This is a genomic window from Gallibacterium anatis DSM 16844 = F 149 (assembly GCF_000379785.1).
Taxonomy (GTDB): domain Bacteria; phylum Pseudomonadota; class Gammaproteobacteria; order Enterobacterales; family Pasteurellaceae; genus Gallibacterium; species Gallibacterium anatis.
In genome coordinates, this window is the sequence record NZ_KB903667.1 from 25544 (window position 1) to 48576 (window position 23033).

The 23033-nt window shown below is 40.5% G+C and carries 26 protein-coding genes and 1 tRNA gene; 7 read left to right on the forward strand and 20 right to left on the reverse strand.

Annotated elements, in window-relative coordinates; translation table 11 throughout:
• Positions 1-10 precede the first annotated feature (10 nt).
• Positions 11-1090: a DNA cytosine methyltransferase gene (locus A3EO_RS0100140; protein ID WP_018345472.1), complete on the forward strand. Its 1080-nt coding sequence runs from the start codon at positions 11-13 to the stop codon at positions 1088-1090.
• A gap of 58 nt (positions 1091-1148) precedes the next feature.
• Here A3EO_RS0100140 and A3EO_RS0100145 read toward each other — a convergent pair whose 3' ends face one another.
• From A3EO_RS0100145 to ftsB, 19 genes are all read right to left on the reverse strand, one after another.
• Positions 1149-1574 (reverse strand): F0F1 ATP synthase subunit epsilon, encoded by a 426-nt coding sequence (locus A3EO_RS0100145; RefSeq protein ID WP_013745996.1) that lies wholly within the window; start codon positions 1572-1574, stop codon positions 1149-1151.
• 37 nt (positions 1575-1611) lie between these two features.
• The gene (gene atpD / locus A3EO_RS0100150; RefSeq protein WP_013745997.1) at positions 1612-2985 is read right to left on the reverse strand and encodes a F0F1 ATP synthase subunit beta; all 1374 of its coding nucleotides are present in this window, start codon (positions 2983-2985) and stop codon (positions 1612-1614) included.
• 20 nt (positions 2986-3005) lie between these two features.
• Positions 3006-3872: a F0F1 ATP synthase subunit gamma gene (gene atpG, locus A3EO_RS0100155; RefSeq protein WP_013745998.1), complete on the reverse strand. Its 867-nt coding sequence runs from the start codon at positions 3870-3872 to the stop codon at positions 3006-3008.
• A 27-nt stretch (positions 3873-3899) separates the two neighbouring features.
• A complete protein-coding gene (atpA, locus tag A3EO_RS0100160) occupies positions 3900-5441 on the reverse strand; it encodes a F0F1 ATP synthase subunit alpha (RefSeq protein ID WP_013745999.1) in 1542 nt (513 codons plus the stop codon).
• Positions 5442-5453: 12 nt separating this feature from the next.
• Entirely contained in the window at positions 5454-5987 is a 534-nt protein-coding gene (gene atpH / locus A3EO_RS0100165; protein ID WP_018345474.1) for a F0F1 ATP synthase subunit delta, read from the reverse strand.
• Positions 5988-5999: 12 nt separating this feature from the next.
• Positions 6000-6470 (reverse strand): F0F1 ATP synthase subunit B, encoded by a 471-nt coding sequence (atpF, locus tag A3EO_RS0100170; RefSeq protein ID WP_013746001.1) that lies wholly within the window; start codon positions 6468-6470, stop codon positions 6000-6002.
• 58 nt (positions 6471-6528) lie between these two features.
• Positions 6529-6783 (reverse strand): F0F1 ATP synthase subunit C, encoded by a 255-nt coding sequence (gene atpE, locus A3EO_RS0100175; protein ID WP_013746002.1) that lies wholly within the window; start codon positions 6781-6783, stop codon positions 6529-6531.
• 56 nt (positions 6784-6839) lie between these two features.
• A complete protein-coding gene (gene atpB / locus A3EO_RS0100180; RefSeq protein WP_013746003.1) occupies positions 6840-7649 on the reverse strand; it encodes a F0F1 ATP synthase subunit A in 810 nt (269 codons plus the stop codon).
• Between the two features lie 26 nt (positions 7650-7675).
• The gene (locus tag A3EO_RS0100185) at positions 7676-8071 is read right to left on the reverse strand and encodes an ATP synthase subunit I (protein ID WP_018345475.1); all 396 of its coding nucleotides are present in this window, start codon (positions 8069-8071) and stop codon (positions 7676-7678) included.
• A gap of 180 nt (positions 8072-8251) precedes the next feature.
• Positions 8252-8875, reverse strand: coding sequence for a 16S rRNA (guanine(527)-N(7))-methyltransferase RsmG (rsmG, locus tag A3EO_RS0100190; RefSeq protein WP_018345476.1), 624 nt, complete (start codon positions 8873-8875; stop codon positions 8252-8254).
• A 1-nt stretch (position 8876) separates the two neighbouring features.
• Positions 8877-10766 carry a tRNA uridine-5-carboxymethylaminomethyl(34) synthesis enzyme MnmG gene (mnmG, locus tag A3EO_RS0100195; protein ID WP_018345477.1) on the reverse strand — a complete coding sequence of 630 codons (1890 nt, stop codon included), beginning with the start codon at positions 10764-10766 and terminating at the stop codon, positions 8877-8879.
• A gap of 378 nt (positions 10767-11144) precedes the next feature.
• Complete coding sequence (gene mioC, locus A3EO_RS0100200; protein ID WP_018345478.1) at positions 11145-11591, reverse strand: FMN-binding protein MioC; 447 nt, start codon at positions 11589-11591, stop codon at positions 11145-11147.
• 76 nt (positions 11592-11667) lie between these two features.
• A complete protein-coding gene (gene nlpD, locus A3EO_RS0100205) occupies positions 11668-12879 on the reverse strand; it encodes a murein hydrolase activator NlpD (protein ID WP_018345479.1) in 1212 nt (403 codons plus the stop codon).
• A gap of 22 nt (positions 12880-12901) precedes the next feature.
• Complete coding sequence (locus tag A3EO_RS0100210; protein ID WP_018345480.1) at positions 12902-13477, reverse strand: YqaA family protein; 576 nt, start codon at positions 13475-13477, stop codon at positions 12902-12904.
• Entirely contained in the window at positions 13474-14097 is a 624-nt protein-coding gene (locus A3EO_RS0100215) for a protein-L-isoaspartate(D-aspartate) O-methyltransferase (RefSeq protein WP_013746014.1), read from the reverse strand. Before A3EO_RS0100215 ends, A3EO_RS0100210 begins: the two co-directional genes overlap by 4 nt.
• A 5-nt stretch (positions 14098-14102) precedes the next feature.
• Positions 14103-14843 carry a 5'/3'-nucleotidase SurE gene (surE, locus tag A3EO_RS0100220; protein ID WP_013746015.1) on the reverse strand — a complete coding sequence of 247 codons (741 nt, stop codon included), beginning with the start codon at positions 14841-14843 and terminating at the stop codon, positions 14103-14105.
• A 41-nt stretch (positions 14844-14884) separates the two neighbouring features.
• Entirely contained in the window at positions 14885-15370 is a 486-nt protein-coding gene (gene ispF, locus A3EO_RS0100225) for a 2-C-methyl-D-erythritol 2,4-cyclodiphosphate synthase (protein ID WP_018345481.1), read from the reverse strand.
• On the reverse strand, positions 15367-16062 hold the full coding sequence (ispD, locus tag A3EO_RS0100230; protein ID WP_018345482.1) for a 2-C-methyl-D-erythritol 4-phosphate cytidylyltransferase: 696 nt from the start codon (positions 16060-16062) through the stop codon (positions 15367-15369). The genes ispF and ispD overlap by 4 nt, the downstream gene beginning before the upstream one ends.
• Positions 16063-16076: 14 nt before the next feature.
• On the reverse strand, positions 16077-16355 hold the full coding sequence (gene ftsB, locus A3EO_RS0100235) for a cell division protein FtsB (protein ID WP_018345483.1): 279 nt from the start codon (positions 16353-16355) through the stop codon (positions 16077-16079).
• Between the two features lie 182 nt (positions 16356-16537).
• On the opposite strand from ftsB, the gene fmt reads away from it, so the two are divergent.
• The 6 genes from fmt (at position 16538) to A3EO_RS0100265 (ending at position 22698) form a co-directional block, all read left to right on the forward strand.
• The gene (fmt, locus tag A3EO_RS0100240; protein WP_018345484.1) at positions 16538-17494 is read left to right on the forward strand and encodes a methionyl-tRNA formyltransferase; all 957 of its coding nucleotides are present in this window, start codon (positions 16538-16540) and stop codon (positions 17492-17494) included.
• A gap of 10 nt (positions 17495-17504) precedes the next feature.
• Entirely contained in the window at positions 17505-18827 is a 1323-nt protein-coding gene (rsmB, locus tag A3EO_RS0100245; protein ID WP_018345485.1) for a 16S rRNA (cytosine(967)-C(5))-methyltransferase RsmB, read from the forward strand.
• Positions 18828-18832: 5 nt separating this feature from the next.
• Positions 18833-20209 carry a Trk system potassium transporter TrkA gene (gene trkA, locus A3EO_RS0100250; protein ID WP_018345486.1) on the forward strand — a complete coding sequence of 459 codons (1377 nt, stop codon included), beginning with the start codon at positions 18833-18835 and terminating at the stop codon, positions 20207-20209.
• A gap of 12 nt (positions 20210-20221) precedes the next feature.
• Positions 20222-21664 (forward strand): TrkH family potassium uptake protein, encoded by a 1443-nt coding sequence (locus A3EO_RS0100255; protein WP_018345487.1) that lies wholly within the window; start codon positions 20222-20224, stop codon positions 21662-21664.
• A 90-nt stretch (positions 21665-21754) separates the two neighbouring features.
• Positions 21755-22156, forward strand: a complete 402-nt coding sequence (gene mscL, locus A3EO_RS0100260; protein ID WP_018345488.1) for a large-conductance mechanosensitive channel protein MscL — start codon at positions 21755-21757, stop codon at positions 22154-22156.
• Positions 22157-22167: 11 nt separating this feature from the next.
• On the forward strand, positions 22168-22698 hold the full coding sequence (locus A3EO_RS0100265; RefSeq protein WP_013746024.1) for a TIGR00645 family protein: 531 nt from the start codon (positions 22168-22170) through the stop codon (positions 22696-22698).
• Between the two features lie 133 nt (positions 22699-22831).
• On the opposite strand, the gene A3EO_RS13280 is transcribed toward A3EO_RS0100265, so the two are convergent.
• Positions 22832-22926: transfer RNA gene (locus A3EO_RS13280), tRNA-Sec, on the reverse strand.
• Positions 22927-23033: the final 107 nt, after the last annotated feature.

The window sequence follows — 23033 nt, forward strand, 5'->3', positions numbered from 1 at the left end:
AGGTTCATATATGAATACAATCGATACATTAAATACTCCATTTAATACACCTAAAGTTAGGTATAATGTTATAAGTCTCTTCTCCGGTCTAGGCGGTATGGATCTTGGATTTAAAGGTGATTTTCAATTCTTGGAACATTATTATAGCAAAAATCCATTTGATATCCTTTTTGCTAATGACATTTTTAAACAAGCTGCTGAAATTTATGAAAGTAATTTTCATCATAAGGTTAATCAAAAAAGTATTCTAGATTTAGATCTAGATAAAGACTTACCTAAAGAAAAAATCGATGTTATTTTAGGAGGATTCCCTTGTCAAAGTTTCAGTTATGCAGGTAAAAGAAAAGGATTAAACGATCCTAGAGGACAATTATATAAACAAATGATTAGAGTTATTCAACATTATAAGCCTAAAATTTTCGTTGCAGAAAATGTTGATGGTATTCGTAATGCTAATAAGACCCATACTAATCAAAAAATAGAATCTGCTTTAGATATTATTTTAAAAGATTTCCAAAATGTCGGTTATCACACCGAATATCATATTTTAAATGCTGCAGATTATGGAGTTCCGCAAGTTCGGAAAAGAGTTATCATTATAGGTATTAGAAATGATCTAGGGAACATTAATGATATAGTATATCCACAGCCACAATTTAGTGAATCTGGAATAGATCTACCTAAATGGATAAGTGCTAAACAAGGGATAGATGATCTTTGGGATCTAATAAATGCATCTATTCCTAATCATACTATCAGAGATATTTCAAAAGCTAAATTCTATTTAGGAAAAAAAATGCAAGGTAATAATAGAATTATAGCAGATAAACCTTCACCTACAATAAGAGCCGAACATCATGGAAATATAGAAGCACATTATCGTACACTTCTTGAAGACGAGAATGATATAAATGGTTGGAGACGTTTAAGTGTTCGAGAATGTGGTAGATTACAATCCTTTCCTGATAATTTTATCTTTACTGCTAGTGCTTCTTCTGCTTATAAAGCTATAGGTAATGCTGTTCCTCCTGTAATGGCTTGGCATATAGCAAGATCTGTGTGGCATATGCTAGAAAAAATAAACAAATGATTATTTTAAATAAAAAAACCGGCTATATCGCTATAACCGGTTTTTTCAATATTAAAAATTAGCGTTTATTTTTGACTAATTTTTCTGTGAGTTCATAAGCACGCAATTTCGCAAGTTCTCTGGAAAGTTTAGAAGCCATAAGCTCATAATTACCATCCTTATGCGCACTGCGAATATTTTCTTCTGCACGGCGTTTCGCTGCAAGGATACGTTCTTTATCAAGCTCTTCTCCTCGAATCGCAGTGTCCGCCAATACAATCACATTTCCCGGTTGCACTTCAAGAAAGCCACCGGATACATAAATAACTTCTTCTTTACCTTCTTTCATCACTTTTACGATGCCAGGTTTAATCGAAGTTAATAATGGAGTATGCCCGGCGAGAATACCTAACTCACCTTCGCTCCCTGTAACCTGAATACTTTCAACAACACCTGAAAATATTTTTTCTTCCGCACTTACAACTGTTAAGTTAAACGTTGCCATTAGTTATCTCCTTAGCGATTGTTTGCCTTAGGAGCAATTACATTTTTTTCGCTTTTTCTAATACTTCATCGATAGAACCAACCATATAGAACGCTTGTTCAGGAATATGGTCATATTCTCCGTTTAAAATACCTTTAAAGCCGCGAATTGTTTCTTTTAATGGCACATATTTACCCGGTGAACCGGTAAATACTTCAGCAACGAAGAACGGCTGTGATAAGAAACGTTCAATTTTACGTGCACGAGCCACCACTAATTTATCTTCTTCAGACAATTCGTCCATACCAAGAATTGCGATAATATCTTTCAATTCTTTATAACGTTGTAAGATACCCTGTACGCCACGAGCAACATCATAATGTTCCTGTCCAACAACTTGCGGATCTAATTGACGTGAAGTTGAATCAAGCGGATCCACCGCAGGATAAATACCGAGTGAAGCGATTTGACGGCTTAATACAACAGTTGAATCCAAGTGAGCAAAGGTTGTTGCCGGAGATGGGTCAGTCAAGTCATCCGCCGGAACGTAAACCGCTTGTACGGAAGTGATTGATCCGGTTTTAGTTGAAGTAATACGTTCTTGTAAAACCCCCATTTCTTCCGCAAGAGTAGGTTGATAACCTACCGCTGACGGCATACGTCCTAACAATGCTGATACCTCTGTACCTGCAAGGGTATAACGATAAATATTATCGACGAAGAACAACACATCACGACCTTCATCACGGAATTTTTCAGCCATAGTCAAACCGGTTAACGCAACACGTAAACGGTTACCCGGTGGCTCATTCATTTGTCCGTAAACAAGTGATACTTTATCCAAAACGTTGGATTCCTGCATTTCGTGGTAGAAGTCATTACCTTCACGAGTACGCTCACCTACCCCGGCGAATACAGAATAACCTGAGTGTTCAATCGCAATATTACGGATAAGTTCCATCATATTAACAGTTTTACCTACACCCGCACCACCGAACAAACCAACTTTACCCCCTTTCGCAAACGGGCAAACCAAGTCAATAACTTTGATACCGGTTTCCAACAATTCTGTACTGTTTGCTTGTTCTTCATAACTTGGTGCAGCACGGTGAATTGACCAACGAGCTTTTTCGCCGATAGGACCACGTTCATCAATTGGCTCACCAAGTACATTCATAATACGACCTAATGTTTCTGTTCCGACCGGTACAGAAATTGGGCTGCCTGTATTAGTTACAGACAAGCCACGTTTTAATCCGTCTGAAGATCCCATTGCGATACAACGAACAACACCACCACCTAATTGTTGTTGCACTTCAAGCACAAGACCGGTTTCAACGTTTAATGCTTCATACACTTTTGGCACAGCATCTTGTGGAAACTCAACGTCAATGACGGCACCGATGATTTGTACAATTTTTCCAGTTGCCATTATCATTCCTCTAATCTACTTTAAATTGCAGCCGCACCAGCGACAATTTCATTTAATTCATTTGTGATGCTTGCTTGACGAGCTTTGTTATAAACAAGTTGTAATTCGTTAATCAAATTACCCGCATTGTCTGTTGCAGCTTTCATTGCAACCATTCTCGCCGCTTGCTCAGATGCTAAGTTTTCTACTGCTGCCTGATACACTTGAGATTCGATATAACGAATCAATAAACTATCAAGCAATACTTTCGGATCTGGCTCATAGATATAATCCCAAATACCTTTTTGTAAACGATCGTTTTCCATTGAAGGTAAAGGCAATAATCTTTCAAGGGTCGGTTTTTGCGACATTGTATTAATAAATTTATTAAATACGAGATAAACCGCATCAACCTCACCGTTTCTATAAGCATCCACCATCGTATTAACAGTACCAATCAACTCTTCCACAGAAGGGGTATCACCAATTCCTGAAGTTTGAGAAATCACTTTCGCAATTCCCAAAGATTGGAAGAAGTTAATTCCTTTAGCACCGATCAAACTTAGCTGAACACCGACACCCTTATCATTGAACGCTTTCATTTCATTCATAGCACGTTTAAACAAATTAATATTTAAACCGCCACATAATCCACGATCCGTTGAAACGATAATGTAACCAACATTCTTAATTTCTCTTTCAACCAAGAAAGGGTGTTTATATCCAATGCTACCTTTTGATACATGGCTAATTACGTAACGTATTGTGTCAGAATACGGACGTGAAGAAGACATGCGTTCTTGCGTTTTACGCATTTTGGAGGCAGCAACCATTTCCATCGCCTTAGTAATTTTCTGTGTACTCTGTACACTGGCGATTTTGGTTCTTATCTCTTTCGCACCTGCCATTTCATCTCTCCGTTACGTCTATGGTAATTACCAAGCACCGTTTTGTTTAAATGAGTCTAAAATTGCCTTTAAGGTATCTTTTACTGCATCATCATATTTACCGGTTTTGGTCAATTCTTGCATAAATTCTGCATAATTATTTTGTGCATATTCCAATAATGCAGACTCAAATGAACCAATACGGTCTAACTCAACATCATCCAAATAGCCGAATTCAACAGCAAACAAGACTAAAGATTGTTGTGCCACAGTCATCGGTGAATATTGTTTTTGTTTCAACAATTCGGTAACTTTCTGTCCGTGAGAAAGTTGTTTACGGGTTGCATCATCCAAGTCGGAAGCAAATTGCGCAAACGCTGCCAATTCACGATATTGAGCCAATGCAGTACGAATACCGCCTGACAATTTCTTCATTGCTTTAGTTTGAGCAGCACCACCAACACGAGAAACAGAAATCCCCGGGTTAACCGCCGGACGAATACCAGAGTTAAATAAGTTGGTTTCAAGGAAGATCTGACCATCGGTAATAGAAATTACGTTAGTCGGAACGAATGCTGAAACGTCACCCGCTTGAGTTTCGATAATAGGCAATGCAGTTAATGAACCTGTTTTACCTTTAACTTCACCATTAGTGAAACGTTCTACAAATTCGGCATTAACACGAGCCGCACGCTCTAATAAACGAGAGTGTAGATAGAAAACGTCACCAGGGAAGGCTTCACGTCCAGGTGGACGACGTAATAACAATGAAATTTGACGATATGCTACAGCTTGTTTTGATAAATCATCATAAACGATTAACGCATCTTCACCACGGTTACGGAAATATTCACCCATTGCACAACCAGCATATGGTGCAAGATATTGTAAAGCTGCAGATTCTGCCGCTGAAGCCACCACAACAATAGTGTTATCCAACGCACCATATTCTTCTAATTTACGTACGACGTTGGCAATTGTTGAAGCTTTTTGTCCGATAGCGACATAAACACATTTGATGCCTGAATCACGTTGATTGATGATTGCATCAATCGCCAATGCGGTTTTACCGGTTTGACGGTCACCGATAATTAACTCACGTTGACCACGACCGATTGGAATCATTGAGTCGACCGCTTTATAACCGGTTTGCACCGGCTGATCAACAGATTGACGATCAATAACGCCCGGCGCAATCACTTCAACCGGAGAGAAACCATCGTTTTCAATCTCACCTTTACCATCGATCGGCTGACCTAATGTATTAACCACACGGCCTAATAAACCACGACCGACCGGCACTTCCAAAATACGACCGGTACATTGTACTTCCATACCTTCAGCCAAGTCGGCATAAGGTCCCATTACTACCGCACCAACTGAATCTCTTTCCAAGTTCAGTGCAATAGCATAACGATTATCAGGTAATGCAATCATTTCCCCTTGCATTACTTCTGTTAAACCATGAATGCGGATAATTCCATCACTCACGGAAACGATTGTACCAGTATTGCGTGCTTCGCTAACGACTTCAAACTGGGCAATACGTTTTTTAATCAGTTCACTAATTTCTGTAGAATTTAGTTGCATCTTTTTTTCCTCTTACAATTGCAACTCATTAGCTAAACGAGCAATTTGACCACGACTACTTCCATCAATGACAAACTCATCGGTACGAATAACTGCTCCCGCAATTAAAGTACTGTCCACATTGCAATTTAATTTAACTTTACGAGCAAGCCTTTTTTCCATCGCAGCAATAATATTCTTTTGTTGCTTATCACTTAATGGAAAAGCGGAGGTAACATAAACTTCTGTGATTGACTTATAGTCATCCACATACTCTTTAAACTGTACCAACACGGCCGGCAAAACTTGTAGACGTTTATTTTCAGCCATAATACGGATAAAGTTTTCACCGTATTTATCCAACTGATCACCGCAAATTTTAATCACTATATCGGCAATTTTGTTTGCTGATAAATCGCTGACTAATAAATTTTGCATTCTATCATCAGTAACTACAGCTGCCGCAAAACCTAACATTGTTTGCCACTGAGCTAATTGATCGTGTTCAATCGCAAAATCAAAAGCCGCTTTCGCATAAGGACGAGCTACTGTAGTAAATTCTGACATAGCTTACCTTCCTTATAACTCAGCCACGAGTTTATCGATAATGTCGTTATTAGCGGCTTCATCGACATTGCGGGCAACAATTTTTTCAGCACCGGCTACCGCTAAAGAAGCCACTTTAGCTCGTAACTCTTCCTGAACACGTTTACGTTCAGCTTCAATTTGAGCATAACCTTGTTCCACGATTTTCGCTTTCAAAGTTTCTGCTTCATTTTGAACTTCAGCTAAAATTTCATTACGGCGACGATTCGCAGCATCAATAATAGATTGAGCCTGTGTCTTTGCCGCATTCACTTCTTTTTCAATCAGTGCCTGTGTATCCGCTTGTTCTTTTTTCGCTACTTCAGCCGCAGCCAACGCATTTGCAATTTGTGATTGACGCTCTTCGATAGCTTTAATAATCGGTGGCCAAACATATTTCACGCAAAACCATACAAAGATGATAAAAGCTATTGTTTGTCCAATTAATGTTGCGTTGATATTCACAACGGACCTCCTATTGAAGTTGGTTGATTTACTCTATTAAAGAGTAACCCGTTATGTATTAACCTAACAATGAAACGAATGGGTTTGCAAACGCAAAGTATAAACCGATACCTACTGCAATCATCGCAATCGCATCAAGCAAACCAGCAACGATAAACATTTTTGTCAATAAAGAGTTGGCTAACTCTGGTTGACGAGCAGCTGATTCCAAGTATTTACCACCTAAGATACCGAAACCAATAGCGGTACCTAAAGCAGCAAAAGCGAACATGATAGATGCAGCGATAATTGTTGCACTAATTACAGTTTCCATATTTTTCTCCAGTTTGGTTAAAGATAACAGCAAAATGCTGAGGTTAAAAAAATCAATTAATGTTCCGATTTATTGTAAGCAATACTTAAATAAACCACGGTAAGCATCATAAAGATAAATGCTTGTAATGTAACGACCAAAATGTGGAAGATTGCCCAAATAATCTGCAATGGAATACCCATTGTGGCAACAACCATATTGGCGGAATACATCACAGCAATCAAAATGAAGATCAATTCACCCGCATACATATTACCGAAAAGACGGAGTGATAAAGATACTGGTTTAGAAAGTAAGGTTACAGATTCAAGAATAAGGTTAACAGGAATCAATGCCCAATGATTAAACGGATGCATTGTATATTCTTTAACAAATCCGCTTACCCCTTTAGATTTCACGGTGTAGAAAATAATCAGTACAAACACACCCAAAGCCAATGAGAAAGTGAGGTTCATATCGGTGGTTGGCACTGCACGTAAATGAATTTCATCATTGCCGGACAAAATAGCAGCCAGTTTCGGCAGATAATCGACCGGAATAAGGTCGATGGTATTCATCAAAAATACCCAAACAAAAATACTTAATGCTAACGGTGCAACAACATTACGACTGCCGTGGAAGTTTTCGGTCACAACGCCGTTGATCCACTCAACCAAAATCTCAACCGCTGCTTGTAGTTTTGTTGGTTTACCGGTTGTTACTTTTTGTGCTACACGATAGAACAGATACAAAAAAGCAACACCGCAAATAATAGAAAATAAAAGAGTATCGAAATGGAATGACCAAAAACCCTCACCGGCTTTAAGGTTGCCTAAGTGGTGGTTAATATATTCCATAGAAGTAAGAGATGAACCTTCTGCAGACATATTTGTTCCTACTGATTGTTAAGATGCTAGTTTATTACCTTGTTACTGTTTCTTAAACGAAATAACAAGAGATTATTCAAGAAGATTACGCCCAAGTAACCACCGAATAATCCTAATGGCGACACTGTTTTGTCAAAGACAAACAACATCACGAAAAACAAAATAGTTATACAAATTTTAAAAATTTCAGCCTGGTATAACACTTTAACCTTATTTATTTGCGCTGTTTTTAACCCTTTAAAAATCAGAAACCCAACAAACAGAATCTGTGGAATCCAACCAATCAAAGCACCAATTAAATAAGAAAAGGCGTAATTCGGCTTTAAAAAATATAATCCAATAAAAACGACAGCAATAATGATTGCCATCGTTAAAAATACTTTTTTATAGAGCGTTTTTGTATGATTGATCCAAAAAGACATCGTTTAGATTTTGCCCATAAAACACAAGGGATTACACCCGTTTACGCACTTCCCAATTATACGAGGACTATGATTTTATGCAATCGATTTAATACTATAAAAGTGTTACGCAGTTAACATTTTTGATAAAAAATTTAACTTTTTGATTGCCTTTTTGCATAAAATCTCTTTTTGTTAAAATTATGCAATACCTTTTATTTTGACCAAATGCCGTTCACCCTCTAATTCCGGCACGTCTAACGTAACAACATCAATCACTTGAAAGTCATTACTTAGCATTTTGACTTCTTCCGTTTGATATTGCCCTTTTAACGCATAAAAAACGCCATTTTCATTCGGTAAATGCCGGCACCATTGCGTCATATCAGATAAAGAAGCAAAAGCACGACTTAATACTCCATCAAATTTTTGCTCCGGTTGATACTCCTCAACACGGCTTAAAACAGGTTCAACATTTGTTAAACCCAATTCTCTGACTGCATTACGAATAAAACTGATGCGTTTACCTAAACTGTCCAGTAGATAGAATGTTTTATCCGGATTAGCAATCGCCAACGGCAAGCCAGGCAATCCCGGCCCGGTACCGACATCAATAAAACGTTCGCCAACCAAATAACGGCTTACCACCAAACTATCTAAAATATGCTTCACCAGCATCTCTTGCGGATCACGCACTGAAGTAAGGTTATATGCCTTGTTCCACTTATGCAAAAGCTCAACCAATTTCACTAATTGAGACTTTTTCTGATCGGTCAAGGAAATGTTGGCAATCGATAATAATTGCGTCAGTTTTTGCAATAACATCTTACTCACCACGTTTCAGCATTCCTTGCTTTTTCAAATAGACCAATAAAATTGAAATAGCTGCCGGAGTAATGCCGGAAATACGCGAAGCCTGTCCGATGGAAACCGGTCGGTGCTGTTCCAATTTGGATCTCACTTCATTAGATAAACCGACAACGGCGGAATAATCAAATTCAGCCGGAATTAAGGTGTTTTCGTGGCGTTTATGGCGTTCGATCTCTTCATTTTGATGTTCAATATAACCTTGATATTTAATTGAGATCTCAACCTGTTCCACCGCTTCTTTATCTTGCATTGCCGGTTGGAAAGGAGTTAATTGACATAATTTTTCATAATCCATTTCCGGACGGCGTAGCAGATCTTCACCGTTCGCTTCACGCATCAACGGTGAGTTCAATACAGCATTGACCTCATCCAAATATTCGGAGCGCGGATGAATCCAAATCTGTCTTAAACGTTGACGCTCTAACTCGATATTTTCTAATTTTTGATTAAATCTTGCCCAGCGCGCATCATCAACCAAACCAAGCTCACGACCAATAGCGGTTAAACGTAAATCGGCATTGTCTTCACGTAACAATAAGCGATATTCCGCACGCGAAGTAAAGACACGATAAGGCTCTTTTGTGCCTAAGGTGCAGAGATCATCAACCAATACACCGATATAAGCTTGATCACGACGTGGATACCACGCCTCTTTATCCTGTACGTGTAAACCGGCATTTAAACCTGCCAGAATACCTTGCGCCGCCGCTTCCTCATAACCGGTGGTACCGTTGATCTGTCCGGCAAAGAACAAACCGTTGATCGCTTTCGTTTCTAAAGAGGGTTTTAGATCTCTCGGATCAAAGAAATCATATTCGATCGCATAACCCGGTTTAACAATTCGGGCATTTTCCAAACCTTGCATTGAATTAACGATGCCCATTTGCACATCAAACGGCAGGCTGGTGGAAATGCCGTTCGGATAGATCTCATTGCTGGTTAAACCTTCCGGTTCTAAGAAGATCTGATGGCCGTTGCGATCACCGAAGCGCATTACTTTATCTTCGATCGAAGGGCAATAACGTGGCCCAACCCCTTCAATGATCCCTGTATACATTGGACTGCGATCTAAATTGGCACGAATAATATCGTGTGTTTTAAGATTAGTGTGTGTGATGTAGCAAGGCACTTGTTGTGGATGTTCATCAACACTTCCCATATAGGAAAATACCGGCAGAATTTCATCACCGTGTTGCTGTTTCAGCACGGAAAAATCGATAGTTCTGGCATCAAGACGCGGTGGCGTACCGGTTTTCAATCTGGCTACGCGCAGATCAAGATCACGAAGACGTTCCGCTAAACGAACCGATGCAGGATCGCCGGCACGTCCCCCTTCATAATGATCCAGACCGATGTGAATTTTACCCGCCAAAAACGTGCCTGCCGTTAATACTACTGCTTTAGCTTTAAAGGTTAAGCCCATTTTGGTACTCACGCCGCTAACGTGGCCATTTTCAATCAGAATATCGGTTACTTCTTGTTGGAAAAGATCTAAATTAGGCTGTTTTTCCAATGCAGTTCTTACTGCTTGACGATATAAAACACGATCTGCTTGCGCTCTGGTTGCTCTTACTGCCGGCCCTTTGCTGCTGTTTAATGTTCTGAACTGAATTCCGGCTTGGTCGGTTGCGTGAGCCATTAAACCGCCTAAAGCATCGATCTCTTTAACGAGATGTCCTTTACCGATGCCGCCAATTGCCGGATTACAAGACATCTGACCTAATGTATCTATATTATGTGTGATTAATAATGTTTTTAGACCCATTCTTGCCGGGGCGAGAGCCGCTTCTGTACCGGCGTGACCGCCACCGACAACAATGACATCATATTGATTTGGATAAAGCATAAAAAACCTAAAATTTGAAAATTGAATTGTGATAAGAAAATTTGGCTATTTTAACTGAAATTTGAGGATCTGTTAAAAATTAATTTTTTAGGATCACGAACAGGATCGCTAATAATAAAATAGATCTTTATATAGAGATCTTTTTATTATTGTTATTATTAGTGCCTTAGATCCTTGTGAGAAAGTGCCGTTTTTACAGTGATCTTAATAGCTTAGGATCTTTTTTAATTTGTGAAGATCATCAGTGAAAATGTGATCTTTCCTGTGGATAAAATGCGGTTTTTTCCACAGATGATCTTGAGCAAAAAGTTATATTCAGTAATAAAACAGTTTATATAACGGAAATTCATCAGGTTATCCACAGGCGATCACGGCAGATCAGGCAAAATTATTAAGCAAATTTGGCAGCCACTGTTCCGCTTCAGTTTCCGGATCGGTACAAACTGACATATCAATTCGCAATGAAGGACAGATCTTTACGGCGTGACATTGCGTAAGTTCGGTTTCAACCCGATCTACCGCAAAACAGAAGGTATCATAATCACTGTTACCCAAACCGACCACAGCAAAGCGCAGATCGGAAAGATCCGGCTTTTTTTCATTAATCTGTTCAAAAAGCGGTTGTAAATTATCGGGCAAATCACCGGCACCGTGTGTAGATGTGACTATCAGCCAGTTTTTATCCTCGATCACCTGATTTAACTCATCAGGGCCGTGAAATAAATTGGTTTTGAAACCTTGCTGCTGTAAACAGTCTTCTAAATGTTCGGCAACATACTCCGCACCGCCTAAAGTACTGCCGCTGATAATTGTGATTTTTTTCATTAAAAAACTCCTTAGCGCATTAGTGTCGCTATTTTTTGCAATAAAAAACGGTATCTTGGCGATACCGTTTGTCATTTTAATTTCTTGGTAGGTAATTGGTTGGGTTGACCGATTTGCCTTTATAACGAATCTCAAAGTGTAATTTAACACTGTTGGTTCCGGAACTTCCCATTTTTGCGATCTGTTGACCGGCGGTTACCTGTTGCTGATCTTTTACTAAGATCGATTCATTATGCGCATAAGCACTGAGGTAATCATCATTGTGTTTAATGATGATTAAGTTACCGTAGCCACGCAATGCATTGCCGGCATAAACAACGCGTCCAGGTGCGGCTGCATAAACGGCTTGTCCGCGAGAACCACCGATGTCGATCCCTTTATTGCCGCCATCGCTGTTGGAGAAACCTTGAATAATGTTGCCTTTTGCCGGCCAAATCCAAGTGATGTTACTGTTATTAACGGCAACCGGCTCAACATTACGTGGCGCCTGGTTAACGGTGGTCGTTGGCTTCGGTTCAACCGGAACGGTATTGACGGAATTGTTGCTGGTTGTCGGCATTGTGCCGGCAGTAGATTTAATTGGACCAATGACCGTGCCGTCAGAGCCGTAAGCGGTACCATTCGGACCCGGTGTATAAGTGACGGCTGGTTGCGCCGGTGCGGCAGCGGCGGTTGTAGTTGATGTCGTCGTTGTGGTTGCCGCAATAGTTTCATTACTTTCCGCCGCATTGTTACTAATACGTAATTTCTGACCGACACTTAATTTATAAGGTTCGGGAATATGGTTTAATGCTGCCAATTCACGCACATCCATACCGGAAATATAGGCAATTAAGAACATTGTATCGCCTTTACGTACAGTATAACTGTCGCCTTTATAGAAACCTTTATCAATTTTGCTATAGTCAGGCGCATTGGTTTGTGGATTGCGTGGAATAGTAAAATCTTGAGAAACCGCTTTTTTCGCAGCCGGTTTTGTTACCGGTTGAGGTGCCGGTGTTGGTGCTGCAACAGGTTGTGGTTGTTGATAAGTCGGTTGAGTTTGCACCGGCTGAGATTGAACCGGTTGAGCTTGTGGTTGCGGTGCTGCCGGTGTCGCCATCATATCGGAAGGCATTTGTTGTTGTTGTACCTGTGGTTCCCAGGTGGAATTTGCACTATTACCGACGGACTGCATAATTCCCGGTGTTAATGTACCGTCAACATCTTCGACAGGCGCAGAATTATTACTGCTACAACCTGCGAGCACGGCAGCAACAACGGGGATAAGTAAAAAAGATTGTTTCATAAATATTCCTATTAAAATTTTGCTACTTTAAGAGAAAATAGGCACAGATTGCTAATACTACAACGCCCCAGCCAATGATTTCAATATAATTGCGTAATTGTGCAGCAAATCGTTCTCCGCCCCAAGCGGATAATTTTGCCACTAACATAAAACGAGCGGTGCGAGAAATAAATGCAGTTGCAACAAACGGCAAGAATGCCATTTGCATTACGCCTGCACAAATGGTGAACACTTTATAGGGAATTGGCGAAAAACCGGCAACGAAAACCACTAAAATGCCCCATTTTTCAAACCAAGATACAGCGGTGTCCCAATGTGATTGATAGCCCCAAAGTGCAATATAATCTTTAATAAAATCAAAAGCATAATAGCCAACGGCATAACCGATCATTCCGCCGATAGTGGAAGCTAAGCCGCAATAAAGTGCATAACGTAAAGCTTTTTGCGGTTTTGACATCGACATTGGCACCAACATCACATCCGGTGGAATAGGAAAAAAAATAGCTTCAATGAAGCTAACTAATAATAACCAATAAACGGCAAATTTATGTTTCGACCATTGCATTGTTTTGTCATACATTCGGCCAAACAGATTCATAAAGTGTCTCCTTTTACTAACGGCACAAATTTAACTTCTTCAATATTTTCAATCTGATATTTATCATTAATACGCGTAATACGTTGCAGAATCTGTTGTTCTTCTCCAACCGGTAATACTAACCTACCGCCATCCGCCAACTGTTGTAATAATGCGGTTGGTATGGTTGACGGTGCGGCGGTAACGATAATCGCATTAAAAGGAGCGTGCCCTTTTAAGCCTTCCCAGCCATCACCGTGTTTTAAGCGAATATTATGTAATTCCAATTTTTTAAAACGGTGCATTGCCTGCCACTGCAAGGATTTGATTCTTTCTACACTAAAAATCTGTTGCGCCAATTTGGCTAAAATCGCAGTTTGATAACCACTGCCGGTGCCGATTTCCAACACTTTATCGGTCGGCTGTAATTGCAGCAGTGCTGTCATTTTTGCCACTATATAGGGTTGCGAAATAGTTTGTCCTTCACCAATCGGCAATGGCATATCTTCGTAACTGTGTTGACGAAAAACCTCTTCAATAAAGAAAGGACGAGGAATTTCATAGATCGCTTGCAAAACCCGCTGATCGTGAATGCCACGATGATAGAGTTCATTAACCAAACGTTGTTGTTCAACAGACATAGTGATTATCCTAAGTTAAGCCACTCTTGCACCGCAGTTAGAGAGTGATGAGCCGTCATATCCGCTTGTATCGGGGTAATGGAAACAAAACCGTTGGCGACAGCGTGAAAATCGGTGCCTTCATCGGCATATTCCGGCAAACTGGACAGACCTAACCAGTAAATAGCTTCACCGCGCGGATCAATTTGTTTAATAATTTCTCCCTCACTGGCGCGGTAACCAAGTTTAGTCACTTTTGTACCTTTTAATTGATCATAAGGCAGATCCGGAACATTGATGTTTAGAATTTCACGACGACGCAATAGATGAGAGTGTAATTTCGGAATCAGATCACAAACCACTTTAGCGGCGGTGTCGTAATGTTGTCTGCCGTCAAGTGATACCGCAATAGCGGGCAAACCTAAATGGCGGCCTTCAAAGGCGGCGGCAACCGTACCCGAATAGAGAATATCATCGCCAAGATTGCAGCCGGCATTAATACCGGACACCACTAAATCAATTTTACCGGCAAGCAAATAATTCATCGCTAAATAGACGCAATCCGCAGGCGTGCCGTTGACACAATAATCACCATTATCAATTTGTCGCGGACGCAACGGTTCAACCAGTGTGAGAGCGGATGAAGCGGCACTTCGATTGCGATCAGGAGCAACAATAATAACATTGGCAAAAGTGCGTAAATGGGAAGCCAAAGTTTGAATGCCTTCAGCGTGAAAACCATCATCATTACTTAATAAAATATTCATTATGCGCTCCTTTTTTTCTTTTTGAATAAATGAGGAATAATCTAAAGAGTTTTGTGCAATAACGCAACAGCTTCGCAGGCAATCCCTTCGCTACGACCGGTAAAGCCCAGTTTTTCAGTGGTAGTGGCTTTCACATTGACTTGAGCAATATCGCATTGCAAATCTTGAGCGATATTGGCTCGCATTTGATCAATATGCGGTCGCATTTTCGGCGCTTGAGCAATAATGGTGACATCCACATTTCCGATATGATAGCCAAGTTGTTGAATTTGACGGAATGCTTCCTTTAATAATTCTCGGCTGTCCGCCCCTTTATATGCCATATCGGTATCCGGAAACAGTTTGCCGATATCGCCTAATGCCGCAGCACCGAGTAAGGCATCCGTTAGGGCGTGCAATGCAACATCGCCGTCTGAATGGGCTAACAAACTTTTGGCATAGGGAATTTTAACGCCGCCAAGGATGACAAAGCCCTTGCCGTCATCAGTAAAGGCGTGAACATCAAAACCGTGACCGATTCTTATCATTGTTGTTCCTCTTTTTGTTGTTGCTGTAAATAAAATTCGGCTAATGCCAAATCTTCCGGACGGGTAATTTTGATATTATCGCTGCGACCGGAAACTAATTGCGGATAATCACCGATTAACTCCAGTGCAGAGGCTTCATCGGTAACGCTTAACCCTTGTTGATGGGCATATTGCAACGCCTGTTTTAAACGTTGTGCCGGGAAAAATTGTGGCGTTAATGCGTGCCATAAACGGGATCTGTCTTCCGTTTTTTCAATCTGCTGCCGGTTTGGGAATGCCTTTTTGATGGTGTCGACAACCGGTTTTGCCAGAATAGCGCCTTGAATATCGGTGATCGCACATAATTTATCTAAATCCTGATGGGTAATGCAGGGTCTGGCGGCATCGTGCACCATTACCCAAACTTGTTCATCAATGGTGTTTAACGCATTTAATACCGACTGATCGCGACTTTCACCACCGATAACCCATTGGATTTTTGGATGATTTTTTAATGGAAATTGGGCGAGATAGGGATCTTCGGCGGCAACGGCGACAATAATTTTTTCAATTGCGGTATAAGCAAGAAGTTTTTCCAACGTATGTTGCAAAATGGTTTTACCGAGTAAATGGAGATACTGTTTCGGGCGATCGCTTTGCATACGGCTGCCAACACCGGCGGCGGGAACAATGGCAAATATTCGACGAATCATTAACGAATGCTCCATTATTTTTCAGATTTTAAGATACGATAAAAAGTTTCATTCGGTTTGACCATTTCATAATTGCTGCGGGCACGTTCTTCCACAGCGGCAAAACCCTGTTTTAAATCTTGTGTTTCCGCTTTAGCCTCTTGGTTGATTTGACTCTGTTTTTCATTAATGCGTTTCTGTTGGCTAATTTCAGTCATTGTCTGTTTATAGGTTTGATAACCGGAATCACCGAACCAAAAGTTATAAATTGAAATTAATAATAATGAGAATAAACCGATAGTTAATAAACGCATAAAATGAAATAAGCTGGCGAAAATGAATAGCGCATAGTTTACCTTGAATTACATCACAATACGACATTTAATAATGTAAACGGAAAGCCGCTTGAGAATTAACGATTTTATTTCGTAAACCCCTAAGGTAAGATAACCAATTTATTTTAACCATAAAACAGAATTGATTTAGGTGCGAATTGATGAAACCTTTAAACATTATTTTTGCCGGCACGCCCGATTTTGCGGCACAACATTTGCAGGCGTTATTAGCTTCTCAGCATCGAGTGATTGCGGTTTATACTCAGCCGGACAAGCCGGCAGGGCGCGGTAAAAAATTACAACCAAGTGCAGTTAAACAGTTGGCATTGGCACATAATTTACCGATTTTTCAACCAAAATCGTTGCGTAAAGAGGAGGCTCAACAACAATTAGCTCAATTAAATGCCGATGTAATGGTGGTGGTCGCTTATGGCTTGATTTTGCCGAAAGCGGTGTTGGCGATGCCCCGTTTAGGCTGTTTGAATGTGCACGGTTCCCTGTTGCCTCGTTGGCGAGGCGCTGCGCCGATTCAACGTGCGATTTGGGCAGGTGATGAGCAAACCGGTGTCACCATTATGCAGATGGATGAAGGTTTGGATACCGGCGATATGTTGCATAAAGTCAGCTGTGAAATCAGCAAGGATGAAACCTCCGCATCCTTGTATCAAAAGTTGGCAACATTGGCACCGCAAGCATTAATTGAGGTGTTGGATCATTTAGAAGAGGGCAAATATCCGCCACAAGCGCAACAAAATGAATTCAGCAATTATGCTGAAAAATTAAGTAAAGAAGAGGCAAAATTGGATTGGTCATTGCCGGCAGTTCAGCTTGAACGTTGCATTCGAGCGTTTAATCCGTGGCCGATCAGTTGGTTACAAACAACGGATGCACAAGGTAACAACCAAATATTGAAAGTTTATCAAGCCACTGTATTGCCGCATCAAAATCAAACAGTCGGCACTGTGTTGCAGGCAAATAAACAGGGAATACAGATTGCAACGGCGGATGGGGTGTTGAATATTACACAATTACAGCCGGCGGGTAAGAAACCGATGGCAGTGCAGGATTTCCTTAACGGACGCAGTGATTGGTTTGAAGTCGGAAAACAACTTGATTAAGTGAGCAGAAATGAAACCTCAATTATCTAAAAAAATGCCATTGCGAGCGGTGATGGCGGAAGTGATATTGCAAGTGTTGGATCAAGGAAAATCGCTCTCTTCATTATTGCCGGCGGCACAACAACGTATTTCCCTACAGGATATGGGATTGTTACAGGAAGTTTGTTTTGGTGTTTGTCGGGTGTTACCAAGATTGGAGCGCATTATCGGCAAATTGGTGGCTAAGCCGTTAAAAGGAAAAACACGCATTGTTCATTGTCTGTTATTGGTGGGTTTATATCAGTTACTTTATACCCGTATACCGGCACACGCCGCAGTCGATGAAGTGGTGAAAGCAACCGCCGTGTTGAAAGTGGAGAGCTTTCGTGGCTTGGTCAATGGGGTAATGCGCCGTTTTTTGCGAGAGCAAGCGTCGATTTTGGCAGTGATTGATAAACATTGGCAAACCTTGCATCCGGAATGGTTGGTGAATTTACTGAAATCTTGTTATCCGCAAAATTGGCGACAGATTGTTGAAGAGAATAATCAAAAACCGCCAATGTGGTTACGCGTCAATCACCGACATTGCAGCACTGAACAATATCAACAGTTATTGGCACAACAACACATTGCCGGTGAGAGCGCACAACCGCCGTCAGCTTTGCGTTTACAGAATGCCATTGCAGTGGAACAGTTGCCTAACTTTGAGCAGGGCTGGGTCAGTGTTCAGGATTGTCACGCCCAATGGGCAGCGTTGTTGTTGGATGGACAAAATAATGAAACGATTTTGGATGCCTGTGCGGCACCGGGCGGAAAGACAACGCACATTTTAGAATTAGCACCACAAGCGGTAGTGACCGCTTTGGATGTTGAGGCCGGTCGTTTGCAGCGAGTTGAGCAGAATTTACAACGCCTTAATCAGCACGCAAACGTGATTTGCGGTGATGCATCACAGCCTCAACAATGGTTACAGGATGGCGCAATGTTTGATCGGATTTTGTTGGATGCGCCTTGTTCGGCAACCGGTGTGATTCGCCGTCATCCGGATATCAAATGGTTGCGGCAGCCGAGCGATATTGAGCAGTTGGTTGCATTACAAAAACAGATTTTGCAAGCTTTATGGCAACGGCTAAAAGTAAACGGCGTTCTGCTCTATGCAACCTGTTCTATTTTGCCGCAAGAAAATAGTGAGCAAATTCGATCCTTTTTAGCAACACATTCCGATGCAAAATTGATCGCAGTGGATTTAGGTGAACAGGGCATAGATACCGGATTCGGTTTTCAATGTTTTCCGCATCAACAAGGCGGAGATGGTTTCTTTTATGCCAAATTAGTGAAACAAGCTGAAAGGTAAGAGCGGTGAAAATTATCATATTAGGTGCCGGACAGGTCGGCGGTACGTTAGCAGAAAATTTGGTTAGCGAAGATAACGAAATCACCTTAGTGGATAATGATATTGAGCGTTTGAACCGCTTGCAGGATAAACACGATTTACGTGTCGTTCACGGTAATGCGTCATCCCCACGAACCTTGCGTGAAGCAGGGGCGACCGATGCCGATATGCTGGTGGCGGTAACCAGTTCGGATGAAGTCAATATGGTGGCTTGTCAGGTGGCTTACACCCTGTTTAAAGTGCCGACCAAAATCGCGCGTATTCGTAATGCGGAATATATTCGCGAAAAGGACAAACTGTTTAAAAATGAAGTTTTGCCTATCGATCATATTATTTCACCGGAGCAGTTGGTCATTGATGATATTGCCCGTTTAGTGAATTATCCCGGCACCTTGCAAGTCGCCAATTTTGCTGACGGGCTGATCAGTTTAGCGGTAGTGAAAGCGTATTACGGTGGGCCTTTGGTTGGTTATTCGATTTCAATGTTACAGGAACATTTGCCGCATATTGATGCGCGTGTTGTATCCATTTGGCGACAGGATAAAGTGATTCGACCGAAAGGTTCAACCATTATTGAAGCAGGTGATGAAGTCACCTTTATTTGTGCCAGCCAGCACATCCGTGCGGTGATGAGTGAATTGCAACGCTTAGAGAAAAATTATCGTCGCATAATGATTGTTGGTGGCGGTAATGTCGGTTCCGGCTTGGCAAGAACATTGGAAAATGATTATAGCGTCAAGTTGGTGGAACGTAATCAGAAGCGGGCGGAAATGCTGGCGGAGAGATTATCAAAAACTATTGTTTTTTGTGCTGATGCTTCTGATCAGGCGTTTCTGTTTGAAGAACACATTGAAAATATTGATGCGTTTATTGCCTTAACCAGTGATGATGAAGCCAATATTATGGCATCACTGTTGGCGAAACGGTTAGGAACGAAAAAAGCGATTGCTTTAATCCAACGTATTGCTTATCTGCATTTGGTGCAGGGCGGCACGATCGATATCGCCATTTCACCGCAACAGGCGACTGTTTCGGCACTGTTAAGTTATGTCAGAAAAGGCGATATTGTGAATGTTACCGTATTGCGGCGCGGTGTGGCTGAAGTAATCGAAATTGTGGCTCACGGTAATGCGCAAACTTCACAAGTTATCGGGCGTGAACTGAAAAAAATCAAAATTCCGCAAGGCGTGATCATCGGGGCGGTCAGTCGTAACGGCGAAGTGTTGATTGCCAATGAGGAGTTGATAATTGAAGAGAATGATCACGTTATTTTGTTCTTGCAAGATAAAAAGTATATTGCCGAAGTGGAAAAATTGTTCCAACCAAGCCCGTTCTTTATCTAAAAAGGTAACATTATGTTTAATCGACCATTTATTCTCTACATTTTAGGTTCAGTACTTTCTAAAATTGCGTGGTTGATGATTATTCCGTTAATCGTAACCTTTTTTCATAACGGTGATGGTTTGATTGGTTTTTTAATCTGTATCGGCATCACTCATTTTGTCTCTTTTATTTTAACGCGTAAAAAACCGCAAGATATGCGCCTACGCGTGAAAGATATGCTGTTGTTGACGACACTGATTTGGGTGATTAGTTGTGTTTTCAGTGCCTTGCCGTTTATTGTGATCAGTGATTTTAGTTTTACCGATGCCTATTTTGAAACTGTTTCTGGTGTGACAACTACAGGTTCCAGCATTATTGTTGATGTGAGCGATACCTCTCCGGCACTGTTAATGTGGCGTTCTACAATGCAATGGTTAGGAGGTTTAGGCTTTATTGTGATGGCGGTTGCGGTGTTGCCGTTCTTAAATGTGGGTGGAATGACATTGTTCCGAACTGAGTCTTCTGATAAATCCGATAAAATTTTGCCACAAGCGAGAGACATTGCTAAAAGTATTATCCAAATTTATCTCTCTTTAACTGTTATTTGTCTATTTTGTTATATGTGGTCGGAAATGGATTTTTTTGATGCGATTAATCACGCTTTTACTACGATCTCAACTGGTGGATTTTCGACACGAAGTGGCTCAATGAGCGAATTTAATAGTAATACACAATGGATTTGCACAGTATTTATGTTTATCGGCTCATTACCCTTCCTATTAATGGTTCAAGCAATTCATCGGCGAAATATTTTGGTTTTATTCCGTGATCAGCAATTAATTGGATTTACTGTTTTTGTTTTTATTGTTGCTTTATTTACTGCTACTTGGCTCAATTATGAGAATGTATTTAGTTGGCAGGATAGCCTTCGTTATGCTTTTTTTAATTTAATTAATATTATGTCCACTTGTGGCTTTAGTTTAGGTAATTTTGATACTTGGACGGCAACCACAACAATGATATTTACGGTAGCTTTTATTTTAGGAGGGTGTTCAGGTTCAACTACCGGTGGGATTAAGATATTCCGTTTTCAAATAATGTTCCAAGTATTAAAACATCAAATATTAAGATTGATTCATCCAAATAGTATTTCCGCTGTACATTATAATCGCCATACGGTATCAAATGAAACCGTATTCGGGATAGTCGGCTTTATCTTCAGTTACTTTATGATTATGGCGGTTTTAGCGGTGTTAATGGCAATTTCCGGAATGAATTTTGAAAGTGCGTGGAGCGCAGCGGCAACGGCGATCAGCAATGTAGGGCCGGGATTTGGTAATGAAGTGGGAGCCAGTGGTAGTTTTGCTAATATTCCGACAGTAGCAAAATGGCTGATGATTTTAGGGATGTTATTGGGACGACTTGAAATTATGACAATTCTTATTTTATTGTTTCCTAATTTTTGGAAAAAGTAGTTAAAAATATTTGTATCAAATCTGCAATAAAAATATAATGTGCGCCGTTTTTAACATTTGATTATTAATTTTAACTTAGGAGTATGAAAAATGAGTTTTTTGAAAGAGTTTCGTGAATTCGCAATGCGCGGTAACGTTGTTGATATGGCAGTCGGGGTTATTATCGGTGGCGCATTCGGTAAAATCGTCAGTTCTTTAGTCGGTGATGTGGTAATGCCGATTATCGGTTTATTGGTCGGCGGCGTTGATTTTAAAGATCTTAAAATTATTTTGCGTGGTCCGGTCGGTGATATTCCGGCAGTAACCTTAAATTACGGTATGTTTATTCAAACTGTTTTTGATTTCATCATTATTGCATTTGCTATTTTCGTGGCAATTAAAGCGATGAATAAATTAAAACGTGAAAAACCGGCAGAAGAACCAAAACCGGCTGAACCAAGCGCAGAAGAAAAATTATTAACTGAAATTCGTGATTTATTAAAAAATAAATAATTAAGGATTTTATGCAACAAGAACAAACAACTCCAAAACCAAATGCGATTGCTAAATTGATTTTTGCCAGTAGATGGGTTCAATTGCCGATCTATCTTGGTTTAATCGTGGTACAGATTATTTATGCCTTTAAATTTTTGAAATCACTTTGGCACTTAGTGGTCAATCTGAATCAAATGGATGAAAACACCATTATGTTGGCGGTGTTGAATCTGATTGATGTGGTAATGATTGCCAACTTATTGGTGATGGTGTTGGTTGGTGGTTATGAAACTTTTGTTTCTAAATTAAATACCGATAATCATCCGGATCAGCCGGAATGGCTGGATCACGTTAATGCTTCAGTGTTGAAAGTGAAGTTATCAATGGCGATTATCAGTATTTCCTCTATCCATATGTTGCAGACATTTATTAATGCGGCTAATTTGCCGGAAAAACAGATTATGTGGCAACTGTTTTTACATCTCGGTTTCTTAGCGTCAGCATTGGCAGTGGCATATACCGATAGAATTTTATATAACACTACGCATAAACAGCATTAATAGGGTGCTTTCAACAGGCATCTCACATTAAACCTACATTTGGGCGTCAGTTCATTTTGTAGGTTTTTTTTATAGTAAAAATGGCGTTATTGCTCATAAATAACATTAAATAAAGAGATTTTAATGAAATGAATGGCGGAGAGTCATAGGAGTTGAACCTACCCAAGACTGCTGGCAGCCTTAACAGGATTTGAAGTCCTGCCGCCTCACCGGAAACGACGACTCTCCCGAGAACATAAGAAAAGTGCTTTGTATCACAAAAGCGCACTCATTTTACTGAATTTTTCTGATAAAAACAGTATTATTTGTTTTATTTCCAATAATTAGGAATCTGT